The organism is [Clostridium] celerecrescens 18A (assembly GCF_002797975.1).
Taxonomy (GTDB): domain Bacteria; phylum Bacillota; class Clostridia; order Lachnospirales; family Lachnospiraceae; genus Lacrimispora; species Lacrimispora celerecrescens.
The window spans coordinates 4,544,789-4,556,315 of the sequence record NZ_PGET01000001.1 but is presented as its reverse complement, the minus strand read 5'-3'; the positions used below and the strand labels follow the sequence as shown (position 1 = coordinate 4,556,315).

The 11,527-nt window shown below is 44.1% G+C and carries 10 protein-coding genes and 1 riboswitch; of the genes, 1 reads left to right on the top strand and 9 read right to left on the bottom strand.

What is annotated here, in order from left to right:
- Nucleotides 1-58: 58 nt before the first annotated feature.
- Together H171_RS20750 and H171_RS20745 are read right to left on the bottom strand one after the other, a co-directional pair.
- A complete protein-coding gene (locus tag H171_RS20750; protein WP_100306825.1) occupies nt 59-1,873 on the bottom strand; it encodes an ABC-F family ATP-binding cassette domain-containing protein in 1,815 nt (604 codons plus the stop codon).
- Nucleotides 1,874-1,903: 30 nt separating this feature from the next.
- The gene (locus H171_RS20745) at nt 1,904-2,659 is read right to left on the bottom strand and encodes an exodeoxyribonuclease III (protein ID WP_100306824.1); all 756 of its coding nucleotides are present in this window, start codon (nt 2,657-2,659) and stop codon (nt 1,904-1,906) included.
- A gap of 157 nt (nt 2,660-2,816) precedes the next feature.
- On the opposite strand from H171_RS20745, the gene H171_RS20740 reads away from it, so the two are divergent.
- Entirely contained in the window at nt 2,817-3,719 is a 903-nt protein-coding gene (locus H171_RS20740) for an ROK family protein (RefSeq protein ID WP_100306823.1), read from the top strand.
- 87 nt (nt 3,720-3,806) lie between these two features.
- Here the strand turns inward: H171_RS20740 and H171_RS20735 are convergent, their stop codons facing one another.
- The 7 genes from H171_RS20735 to H171_RS20705 all read right to left on the bottom strand — a co-directional run bounded on the left by H171_RS20735 (nt 3,807) and on the right by H171_RS20705 (nt 11,353).
- Entirely contained in the window at nt 3,807-4,124 is a 318-nt protein-coding gene (locus H171_RS20735) for an energy-coupling factor ABC transporter substrate-binding protein (RefSeq protein ID WP_100306822.1), read from the bottom strand.
- Nucleotide 4,125: 1 nt separating this feature from the next.
- On the bottom strand, nt 4,126-4,875 hold the full coding sequence (locus tag H171_RS20730; RefSeq protein WP_100306821.1) for an energy-coupling factor ABC transporter permease: 750 nt from the start codon (nt 4,873-4,875) through the stop codon (nt 4,126-4,128).
- 280 nt (nt 4,876-5,155) lie between these two features.
- Nucleotides 5,156-5,341, bottom strand: a riboswitch (cobalamin riboswitch).
- 25 nt (nt 5,342-5,366) lie between these two features.
- A complete protein-coding gene (locus H171_RS20725) occupies nt 5,367-6,203 on the bottom strand; it encodes an energy-coupling factor ABC transporter ATP-binding protein (RefSeq protein WP_100307607.1) in 837 nt (278 codons plus the stop codon).
- 44 nt (nt 6,204-6,247) lie between these two features.
- A complete protein-coding gene (cbiQ, locus tag H171_RS20720) occupies nt 6,248-7,021 on the bottom strand; it encodes a cobalt ECF transporter T component CbiQ (protein ID WP_242977032.1) in 774 nt (257 codons plus the stop codon).
- A 172-nt stretch (nt 7,022-7,193) separates the two neighbouring features.
- The gene (locus tag H171_RS20715) at nt 7,194-8,831 is read right to left on the bottom strand and encodes a hypothetical protein (RefSeq protein ID WP_100306820.1); all 1,638 of its coding nucleotides are present in this window, start codon (nt 8,829-8,831) and stop codon (nt 7,194-7,196) included.
- A 22-nt stretch (nt 8,832-8,853) separates the two neighbouring features.
- Nucleotides 8,854-10,221 (bottom strand): PTS transporter subunit EIIC, encoded by a 1,368-nt coding sequence (locus tag H171_RS20710; RefSeq protein ID WP_100306819.1) that lies wholly within the window; start codon nt 10,219-10,221, stop codon nt 8,854-8,856.
- Between the two features lie 133 nt (nt 10,222-10,354).
- Nucleotides 10,355-11,353 carry a LacI family DNA-binding transcriptional regulator gene (locus H171_RS20705; RefSeq protein WP_166433639.1) on the bottom strand — a complete coding sequence of 333 codons (999 nt, stop codon included), beginning with the start codon at nt 11,351-11,353 and terminating at the stop codon, nt 10,355-10,357.
- Nucleotides 11,354-11,527: the final 174 nt, after the last annotated feature.

The following is an 11,527-nucleotide window of genomic DNA, read 5'->3' as shown; positions in this document are numbered from 1 at the left end:
TCTCCTCCGTCTCTTGGTCCGATCCCGGAATGGTTTCTGCTGACTTTTATCGTGCTTCTTATTGGTTCTCAATCTGTTCTGCCAGTTCGTTTAGATACATCCAACGCTCCATCTTCTCTTCCAGCAGCCTTTCCTGCTCTGTCTTATCCTCCATCAGCCTATTCAGCTTGGTGTAATCGCTTGCAGCTTCTCCCATCTGCCTGTCCAGGGCTTCGATCTTTTCTTCCAGAGCCGCCAAATCCTCCTCTATGGTTTCCCATTCCCTTTGTTCCTTAAAGGAAAATTTAAGCTTCCGCTCTCCTCTTGGCTTTTCCTTGCTCTTTTTTTCCGTGGCCTCCGAACTTTTTGCAGCTTCCTCTCCCTGACCCGGAAGACCTTCCGGATATTTCTCCTGAAATGCCGCCTGATAATCGGTAAAGCCTCCCTCATACTGAGTCACCTGGCCCTGGCCCTCAAAGGCAAAGATCCGGCGCACGACCCGGTCAAGAAAATACCGGTCATGGGAAACTGCCACTACAATCCCCTGAAAACTGTCAAGATAATCCTCTAAGATCGTCAGAGTCTGGATATCCAGATCATTGGTCGGCTCGTCAAGCAAAAGCACATTCGGCGCTTCCATAAGGATTCGGAGCAGATAAAGCCTTCTTTTCTCCCCGCCGGACAGTTTACTGACGGTGGTGTACTGAACGCTTGAGGGAAACAGAAAGCGTTCCAGCATCTGAGAGGCGCTTATGCTTCCATCCTTTGTCTTTACATACTCCGCCACATTCCGGATGTAATCAATGACCTTAACGCTGTCATCCATGTCTTCGCTTTCCTGAGAAAAATATCCCATTTTCACAGTCTGGCCTATGGTGACCGCCCCAGCATCAGGCTCCAGCCACCCTGCTATGATCTTCATCAACGTGGACTTGCCGCTTCCATTAGGCCCAATGATGCCGATGCGGTCATTTTTTAAGAACACATAAGTAAAGTCCTTCATCAGAACTTTTTCCCCAAAGGCTTTGTTGATCTCATTAAGCTCCACTGTGGTACGCCCCAGACGGCTTGAAACGGAATCCAGTTCCACCGTCTGATCAATCTTAATCCCCTCCTGGTCACGAAGATTCTCATAGCGCTGGATATGGGCCTTCTGTTTGGTAGAACGTGCTCTGGCGCCACGCTGCATCCATTCCAGCTCCACTTTAAGGATGGATTGGCGTTTCCGCTCTGTGGCCGCCTCCATGTCCATACGCTCTGCCTTAAGCTTTAAATACCCTTCATAGTTCTCCTGATAGTTGTAAAGCTTTCCCTTATCCAGCTCCACAATCCGGTTGGTAACGCTGTCCAGAAAATACCGGTCATGGGTCACCATTAAAAGCGCCCCTCTAAAGCGCTTTAAATAGTCCTCCAGCCAGTCCGCCATGCTGCTGTCTAAATGGTTGGTAGGCTCGTCAAGGACCAGTAAATCGGTATTTCCAAGAAGGACGCTGACTAATGCCACCCGTTTTCTCTGTCCTCCTGATAAGGTCTCCACCTTGGAATCAAAGTCCGTAAATCCCAGTCTGGTCAGCATGGCCTTTGCCTGGCTTTCCAAATCCCAGACATGCTCATGCCCTTCATTATCCCGGACAATGCTCTCTAAAATGGTATCACCTTCATGGAAGACTGGATTCTGAGACAGAAAACGGATATCTAAATTCCGCCCCTTTACCACAGTCCCCTGATCCGGCTCCTCAAGACCTGCCACGATCCGCAGCAAAGTGGATTTTCCGGTTCCGTTAATACCGATCAACCCGATCTTATCCCCTTCATTGATGCTGAAGCTGGTATCATCAAAAAGCAGACGTTCCGTATATGATTTTGTTAAATGTTCAATTGTCAGTAAATTCATTCCTAATCGTTCTCTCCTGTCTGATACTCTCTAACGGATCACAAGCTCCACAGGGCAGTGGTCGGAGCCTAAGACCTCGGTATGGATGTCCGCGCTTATAAGCCTGTCCTCTAAGCCTTCAGAAACGCAGAAATAGTCAATGCGCCAGCCTGCATTTTTCTGCCTGGCGCTAAACCGGTAAGACCACCAGGAGTATACACCTTCCAGCTCCGGATAGAAATAACGGTATGTGTCAATAAAACCATTTTTCAAAAGGAGGGTAAACTTCTCCCTTTCTTCATCGGTAAAGCCTGCATTTTTCCGGTTGGTCTTAGGATTTTTTAAATCGATTTCCTTATGAGCTACATTGAGGTCTCCGCAGAAAACCACCGGCTTTTTCTCCTCCAGCTTTTTTAAATAGGCGAAGAAGGCCTCCTCCCATGTCATCCGGTAAGGAAGACGAGCCAGCTCATTCTGGGAATTAGGGGTATAGCAGGTAACTACATAGTATTCCGGATATTCAGCTGCGATCACACGGCCTTCCCTGTCATGCTCCTCTATACCGATTCCATAAGCCACTGACAAAGGCATCTCCTTCGTAAATATGGCAGTCCCTGAATAGCCTTTCTTTTCCGCATAATTCCAGTACTGATGATAACCGGGAAGATCAAGTTCGATCTGTCCCTCCTGGAGTTTGCTCTCCTGGATACAAAATACATCCGCGTCTACTTCGTTAAAATAATCCAAAAAGCCCTTTTCCACGCAGGCGCGAAGGCCGTTTACATTCCAAGAAATCATTTTTTTCATTGTTTTTCACCTCTTATAAAAGATAGAAATAGTATATCATTTTCCCGTTGACGAATCCACTTCTTTTGAGATATTCTAATAATAATGAAGGGGAAAGTGTTTTCATAGTATTCGTTTCACAGAATAAAAGAATAATCAGTGGGCTAAGGAGAGGGATATGGAATATTGTTTAGGGATTGATATAGGCGGAACATTTATTAAATATGCATTAGCAGATGAAACGTACCATATTGTTGACCGTTGGAAAGCTAAAACCCAGAAGTTTGACAGCATACATGAATTTTATGATTACATATGTTCAAATATAAGAGACCTTAACTCAATAAAAAATATAGGAGTAAGCGCTCCAGGGCTCATTGATGAAAATTCCAATGTAAAATCTTATGCTGCTGCAAATGTATGTATCATGAAGGATAGCAATGTTAATTGTGAAATAGGAAAAAGGACAAATAAGAAGGTGGCAACAATCAATGATGCCAAATCCGCCGGCCTTTGTGAATTTAAAATAGGAAATGCAAAAGGGAGCCGCTCTTCTGCATTTTTAATCATCGGAACAGGCACCGGCGGGTGTTTATGTGATGAGAAAGGTGTTATATATGGTAAGGATGGCTATGCGGGAGAATTTCACCACTTGCCATTCATGAATTTTAAAACTGGGGCTCTTGACTGTCAAGGGGATTATTGCTCTATGACAGCTTTGATTAAAATATATAACAGTAAGTTAACTTCAGAAGATAAGGTTATCTATGGAAACGAAGTATGTGATAAATATTTACATGGAGATATAACTGCTAAAGAAGCAGTTGATGAATGGATTAATAATATATCCATTCAATTGCTGACAATTGCTGTATTTTATAATCCGGAAATCATATGTATCGGCGGAGGAGTTTCAGAAGAAGCCTGGTTTATCAAAGCTGTCAGAGAAAAGTTTCAGAGCACTTGTAAGAGCTATTTTAAGGGCGAGGAATTTATAACAACTAGAATTGATAAATGCAGTTATAATAATGATTCTAATATATTAGGCGCGATTATTCATGTAAATGAAATGCATATATAGCATTGTAATTTGAGGGTGTCTTAAAGGTTTTTTCCTCTAAGACACCCTCTATCAGCTTTTATCCTATTAAATTCTTATCCTATCTCATTATTTCCCTTTTTCCTGCCATTTCTTCCGTTCCACGAACCGTCCCATAAAAAAGGCCAGAACGCCAACACCGATACCGGTCTGGATACAAAAGAGCAGGCTTTCCACTTCTCCGGGAAGCTCTCCATCGATGAAGGTTTCCATGACCGGTGTAAACCATGGCTCATATTCCGTTCCCTGGATCTCCGATATCATCTGGCTTCCTGCATCATCAGAACCGCCGAATTCGGCTCCCTTTAAGGCAAAGAGGGGAACCGCTGCAATCAGGAAAGCTAAAATCAGGAGAGTTGCTACGATCGTTTTGTTTTTACTGGTCATATTACTGAACCTCCTTTGAAAATCCAATTGCCTTCAGTTCCGGAAGTGCATACGTTTCAAGTGTGATGATGATCACTGTGGTGAGGATTCCCTCAATAATTGCTAGGGGAAGCTGGGTTGGTGCAAATACCCCTAAAAACTTAACGGTAGAAGCAAATACGCCGCCTGCTTCCGATGGATAAGCAAGTGCAAGCTGAATGGCAGTTGCACAATATGTAAACAGGTCACCGATCATTGCTGCCAGGAAAATACTGACCAGTTTATTTACCTTCAGCATTTTTAATAATTTATAAATTCCAAAAGAGACGAACGGTCCTGCAATTGCCATGGAAAAGGTATTGGCTCCCAGCGTCGTAAGTCCGCCGTGGGCCAGTAATATGGCCTGGAATATCAGCACGATCATTCCCAGAATACTGACTGCGGACGGCCCGAATAAAAGTGCTCCAAGGCCGGTTCCTGTCATATGGGAACAGCTTCCGGTTACGGACGGGATCTTTAAGGATGATATGACAAAAATAAAAGCTCCCGACATAGCCAGTATGGTGATGGTTTTCCTGTTCTCCTGAAGCCTCTTCCTGATGGAGAAGAATCCCGCTGCCAGAAACGGTACGCAAATGGCCCCCCAGGCGATACAGTATCCCACTGGAAGATACCCCTCCATAATGTGCATTCCATAGGCGCTTGGAACAATTCCAAAGGCCAGGGCAAATGCAATGACAAGTTTCATGACTCTTTTTTCTTTCTTACTCATTTTCATTCTCCTTTCCGTTTTCCACCCAGCTTTTTGGGTAAGGCCCATCCCGCTTTATCGGAGGTAAAGGTATACCCGAAGGGTGTTCCAATAAAATAAGCACCTGATTCCGATGATTCCCACTCATCAGACCGGCGCTCACAGGGTAAATCTTTATACAACAAAAAGACTTCCCGGCATCTGGTCATCGCTCGTAACCAGATGCATCGCAGGCATAATTTACTTAATGAAGGCGTAGCCTGAATTAGTAAATTAGCCGTTCGATGAGCCAAAGGCGAATCGAACTTCCTTATGAAAGGCAGGTCTTCTGACTCGTGTATCTTCACAGCAGCTCCTCTTCCCGGTTTCCCAGTGATTTATTGAGCCCTGCTCCCCACTTACAGCGGCGGGACCGTATGGGATTTGCACCCTTTTCCCTATTATCCTGCGGAGAATTTTCACAGGCACCTTTCATATGATATGTAGTATTGTAGCTGTTTCATACGTTTCTGTCAATTTCTTTGTGTTTGTAAGAGCATTTCCAGTTCTCCGGCATCTCTGGGAGAGTCCCCGCCTTCTTCTAAAATGCGGTGCCTCACCAGGCTGTTATAAACCTCTAAAAGAACCGGCCTTTTTAAATTGGCCTGATTTAATACTTCATCATCCTCAAACACTTCCCTCACCGGACCGTCTGCTATGATGCGCCCCCCGGCAAATATCACCGCCCGGTCTGCAAAACGGTAGGCAAAATCCACATCATGGGTTGAAATCAAAAGAGTTTTCCCCATCTCATTCATCTTATCCAGAACACCTTCTAACATTTCCACATTGACCGGATCCAGAGAGGCAGTAGGCTCGTCAAATATGACCACCTCGGATTCCATGGCTATGATATCGGCTATGCTGACACGCTTTTTCTCCCCCCCGCTTAAATAGTGGGGCGGCCGGTCCCTCATCGACCCTAAATTCATGTATTCCAGGGCCTCCTCCACCCGTTTCTTCACTTCCTCTCTCGGAAGCTTTAAATTCATCGGGCCAAAGGATACCTCTGCAAACACTGTAGAAGCGATGATCTGATTGTCCGCATCCTGAAAGACGATCCCTACATTTTTTCTCAGCTCATTTAAATCCTTTTTTCCTATCACCTCCCCGCGGTAAAGAATCCTTCCGGAATCCGGACGGTATACGCCGTTTAAATTGAGAAAGCAGGTGGATTTACCTGCACCGTTAGAACCAAGAATCACGATTTTCTCTCCCTTTCTCACGGTTATATTGATATCCTTTAAAACCTGCTTGCCCTGTCCATAGGAATAGCACAGGTTTTCTGCCTGCAAAAGTATTTGCTCCATCATCCCTCACCTCCTTCTTCTGTTGTTTCTGTCCCACAAGCCGGTTAAGCCAGCAGACGCACCCATAACAGGACCATAAAATAACCCGCTGCCGCCCAAAGCTGCCACCCTTTTACCCCTTTTTCCTCTTCCAGAAACAAAAGCTCTCCGTCATAGCAGCGGGCAGTCAGTGCATCATAATAGGTATTGGCCTTTTTTAAGGAAACCACGAACAGATTTCCGGCCGTGCTTCCAAAGGAGCGGCAGGAAGTCTTGAAATCGCAGTACCCCAGCCTTGACTCGGCCGCCTGCTTCATGAAGCACTGGGTATCCATCATTACGAAGATAAACCGGTAAATCATGTTCATCAGTTCCAGAATTATTTTGGGGACATGAAGCCTTCGGAACACACAGATGATCTCGCTTGCCGGAGTGGAAAGCATTAGCATATACATGGTACTTAAAGCGGCAAGCGCCTTTAAGATCAGACCTATAGCAAGCTCCGGCCCGCCTTCTGTCAGATACAGGGAAACTCCAGAAACAGAAACAAGCGCCCGTCCATGGGGTACCGATGATATGTCGATGACAATGGCTGCTGTGCCCAAAAGGAGAAATGCAAGAGGGATCTTAAGAAGGGCCAGATAATTTTTCCAGGGAACGCCGCCTGCCAATATGGTAATAGCAGACATAATGAAAAGCACCATCACCGACACCTTCCTGTCATTCGCCCCGATGCAAAAGAGCAGGGAAGCTACTGCTGTCACCGCCTTAAACTGAGGATTCCAGCCTCTCATATGGGAAGCATAGGCATAATAATCGATGGTATCAATTGTTCTCACCTCCTTTCAAAAAGATTATACGACATAGGAGAACTTTGTGCAATTACGGACTCTCTGTAAAGAGAAAAAACCCCCGGACAGATGGTATTATAACCATCCGTTCGGAGGCTTCCCGTCCAGCAGGATGAATCCCCTGCTTTGCCGGCACCCGGATCACTTTTATTCATGTCTTTCAGTCATCTTTGTTCCCGGACGTAAGCCCCGGAGAGCCTGCCCCAAGATAACCGTGGCTTTTTCCTTCTTTACTGTCTGTAATCCAGAAAGCAAATATTGCAGCATTGTACAGGATAAACCGGATTTTTACTTTATCCGGAGCAACGTCTTTTAAAGTTTGTTTATCCCGCCACTTTATTTGGAATTTCGTCTTATCTTCCTTCATCAGACAGCAATCCTGCCTGGAGTATCCCGGTATTACATTTCCATCCGGATCCAGAATTTCGGCAGCCATCCAGCCTTCGGTGCATTGTGCATTTACAAACAGGTACTCTCCCTGATATTTTAATAACTCTGTCGTTAAAGTACCTTCTGTATCTTCCGCTTTCATTGCAGCGAACCCATCCCGCCTTAGTCTGGCAACGCCTACTGCTCCTCCGGAATATTTATGACTGCCGAAATTCGGAGAATCTCCAGAAAAAGCAGAATAGTAAAAATATAACTCGTCCCCCACCACCGTGCAGATACCGTTTGCAGGATGGAGATATCCGTAGTCCCAGCTTCCTTCCTGTCTAGAGGAACTTATAAAATCCTCATACGTAGGTCTGTCAAAATGAAAGCCATCTCTGCTGAATGCTAGCTTTAAGTCATTGATTTTCGGCAATCCTGTCTTTTCACATACAAAATTGGGAGGTCCCATAAATACGGAATAAATGCCGAGCATTACGCTTTCATACGCCACTGCATCCAAATTATACAGCTGTGTATAATATCCCAGATCCCTGTCGGGTTTATCATAAATATCGGTTCTGGCCCAAAAGCTTAAATCTTTGCTTCGCCACTGACTGCCCTTATAAAAGTCATCCGTTTCATAATAACTGCGTACTCTCACTCTACTGTCCAGTTCCGAAAAAGTCCTCATGCTGTAAATCCACTTTTTACGAAACGGATTATAAAAAAATGTTGTATTATCCCCTGAAGGGCTTGTTTTGCATACTTCTGTCCAGTGTATCCCGTCTGCTGACTTATATAATACCGTTATTTCCTCAGGCGGAACAGATGTGGGATCATCATGCGCATGTTTTGGCTTAAGATGATAATATTTAAAATCCTCAGAAAAACACCGATAAAATACCAGCATCTTATATTTCTCATCCGGGGTCTTGGCATACTCATCCACCCATACGGCATCTCCATCCCTCAAATAACCCGGAATGTGTTCCAGTATCCGGTCAGAATTCCCTGAAGGAGAAATCTCACTTAACCGCTTCCACTTAAATCCATCATCACTTTCCGCATAAGCACTTCCATCGAACCATCCTGCATGATACCACATTTTAAATTTCCGGCTTTGAGCATCATAAAACACTCCGCCATTAAAAGGGCAGGCACATGTACAATAACCATCGTTCAGCTCCATGGTGGTTTGAGGCCATAAAACAGGCTGATCCGGTATTTCAGGCTTACCAAATTCCCTGATCAGGTCCGTTTCGCTGATCAGAAAGTCATCTATAAATAATTGCCTGCCAACCGATATATCAACATACTCCGGCTTTTCCTGCAGATATGGAACTCTTAAGGGCTTATCCAGCGTTTCCTCCCTGTTATGGGGCGGCCAGAGATCCGGCAGCGTTATGTTATTATATAATCGTTCCATGATACTCCTTATTAATCATTAATTATTCTTCTGTCTTATAGAATATATAGGTCAAAACAAAGGCCACTACAAATCCTATGGCACATGCAATTAAATATTTTCCAAGCTGTCCATTTAAATAAAGCAGAATACCTGGTAATGCTGTAATAGACATGCCAGTTCCGGCAAGCCCCACGAAAGAAGAGAACATACCGGCAAAACCTCCTCCAATGCATCCGCATATAAACGGGGTAAGCCTGGGTAAATTTCCGCCGAATATCAACGGCTCGGTGATTCCTAAAAACGCAGGCAGAACCGAAGTGAGATACAGTGATTTTTGTTTCTTATTCCTTGTTTTTAAAGCAGCCGCAATCCCTGCTGCTCCCTGTGCCACAATAGCGCCGCACACCAGAGCATTGAACGGATTGGAGCCCGTGTTTGCCAGAAGTTCAACCTCAAGAGCCTTAAACGTATGATGAAGCCCAGTGATCACCACCGCCTGCTGCAGCGCTCCAACGACAAATCCGCCGATACCCAGGGGTATGTTCATCAAAAAAGAAATTGCCTCTACCAGTCCTTTTTCAACAATATGCATAATAGGTCCTATTACAACCAGACCTATCACCATACTGGAAAACAACGTAACAAATGGTGTGATGATCAGATCCAGAACATCCGGCACAACCTTTCTAAGCCACTTTTCGATCTTAGCTGAAATTACACCCAGCATTAATGCGGGAAGCACGGATCCCTGATAACCTAAAATTGGTATGTTCAGACCAAGTAAGCTTAAATAAATCGGATCAATTTTCCCGCTGGCCACCTGATTGGCATTGGGAAGCTGAGGTGCCACCAGCATGAGACCTATTACAATCCCAAGTGCAGGCGAAGCTCCAGATCTTTTCATAACAGAATAAGTAACCAGTGCCGGAAGGAAAGCAAATGCAGTATCAATCAGCACCTGGGATAAAGCCAGGAAAGTAGGGTCCAATTCTACCCCCAGATTGGTAATGAGGCTGCGAAGGCCCATAAAAAGGCCTGTCGCTACTAAAATAGGTATAATGGGCAGAAATACATCTCCAAGCAGCCTGGAAGCCTTCTGGAATACGTTCATGTGAACCGCTGCAGCCTCAGACTTTGGTATCATTTTACCATTGTCCATCTTTGTAATATCTATTACCTCTGCAAATACCTTATTAACAAACCCCGTTCCCAAAATAATCTGATGCTGCCCTGATGCCAGAAAACTTCCTTTTACACCGTCAATTGCTTCAATTTCTTTCTTATTGAATTTTGTTTCATCTTTCAAAACAAGTCTTAATCTTGTGGCACAATGTTCTACGTTTAAAATATTTTCCTGACCACCGATATGAAGCAGGATCTGTTCTGCTGTCTGTCTCTCTTTACTCATCTTATCCTCCTATTCTCTGCAACAATGTACGCGCGTTCATTTGCATGTATAAAGAATATAACATAAGAGGCAAACTGTCAAGACGGCACATGCAATTTATATATGATGACGTATTTTACATTATTTTTTTGTGCTATTTGAATAAACCTCTGGAGGTGGATTCACGTATTACCAGTCTGGGGGATAAATTAATCAGTTCCTCCTCCGTATTTCCGTCTATGCCATTAAGAACCATGCTGACCGCTTTCCCTGCAATTTCTTCTATTGGTGATGCCACCGAAGATAGTGTGGGGATCATCTTTTTGGCTAAAAGGGTATTATTATAGCCACAGACAATCGCATCTTTCGGTACCTGCAGTCCATGTTCAGCCAGAGATTTGATTACATCACTTGCCGCAATATCACTATGGGCAAACCATGCTGAGATTTTACCTGGATCATGGGTCTTAAAATACTGACTGATGATTTCATAGGCTCTCTGGTTTTCTACTGTTTCATGCTGGTTGCATTCAAGAACAGCTTTTAATTTCAGTCCGCTTTTATCAAGCTCAGACCGAAACCCCTCTAACTTATTGTTTCCGGCCAGGGATTTTAAAGGTCCTATATAACCGATATTTTTATGTCCTAATTCCAGGAAATGCCTTGCTACCTGAATGCCTCCCTCTTCTGAGCTGATTATGATATTTTTCTTTTCCGTCTGTTTAAAAAGGCTTACCATAGGTATATTAATTCCGCTGTATAATTTTTTATTGGGCGTTCCTATGGGCCTTACGATTATTCCATCTACTTTGCGTCGTTTAAATCCATTAATAATATTGGTTTCCCTTGCCCTTTCCCTCTGGGCATCACCTAAAATAACATTATATCCGTATTTCTCAGCTTCATGTACGATTGCTGTCATTAAAGAAGCATACAGAGGATTAGATAAATCAGAAAATAATACGCCGATGATATTGGTCCTGTTTCCCGCCAGGCTCTGTGCCACCTGATTCGGCTCATATCCCAGTTTCTTTACCCAATACATGACATTGCTTCGAGTTTCCATCTTGATTGATGGATGATTCGATAAAACTCTTGATACAGTAGCACGCGACACATGTGCAGCCTTAGCAACCTCTTCCATCGTAACCATGGTCATTTCAAATCCTTTCGCTGCGGTTAATTTATCCGCCTTTTTTCTATCATACTATTTTTCTGATATTTCCGAAACCTCTTACATAAAAAATATTATTGTTTCCTGAGATTCCTTCTGTTCCTCTAAATAAAAAGATGCAGTCTGACATCTTAAGTGCCAGACTGCTACCTC

What these genes read in the sequence shown, in the direction of transcription:
- H171_RS20750 (WP_100306825.1), bottom strand. Translation starts at nt 1,873, where the DNA reads ATGAATTTACTGACAATTGAACATTTAACAAAATCATATACGGAACGT.
- H171_RS20745 (WP_100306824.1), bottom strand. Translation starts at nt 2,659, where the DNA reads ATGAAAAAAATGATTTCTTGGAATGTAAACGGCCTTCGCGCCTGCGTG.
- H171_RS20740 (WP_100306823.1), top strand. Translation starts at nt 2,817, where the DNA reads ATGGAATATTGTTTAGGGATTGATATAGGCGGAACATTTATTAAATAT.
- H171_RS20735 (WP_100306822.1), bottom strand. Translation starts at nt 4,124, where the DNA reads ATGACCAGTAAAAACAAAACGATCGTAGCAACTCTCCTGATTTTAGCT.
- H171_RS20730 (WP_100306821.1), bottom strand. Translation starts at nt 4,875, where the DNA reads ATGAGTAAGAAAGAAAAAAGAGTCATGAAACTTGTCATTGCATTTGCC.
- H171_RS20725 (WP_100307607.1), bottom strand. Translation starts at nt 6,203, where the DNA reads ATGGAGCAAATACTTTTGCAGGCAGAAAACCTGTGCTATTCCTATGGA.
- H171_RS20715 (WP_100306820.1), bottom strand. Translation starts at nt 8,831, where the DNA reads ATGGAACGATTATATAATAACATAACGCTGCCGGATCTCTGGCCGCCC.
- H171_RS20710 (WP_100306819.1), bottom strand. Translation starts at nt 10,221, where the DNA reads ATGAGTAAAGAGAGACAGACAGCAGAACAGATCCTGCTTCATATCGGT.
- H171_RS20705 (WP_166433639.1), bottom strand. Translation starts at nt 11,353, where the DNA reads ATGGTTACGATGGAAGAGGTTGCTAAGGCTGCACATGTGTCGCGTGCT.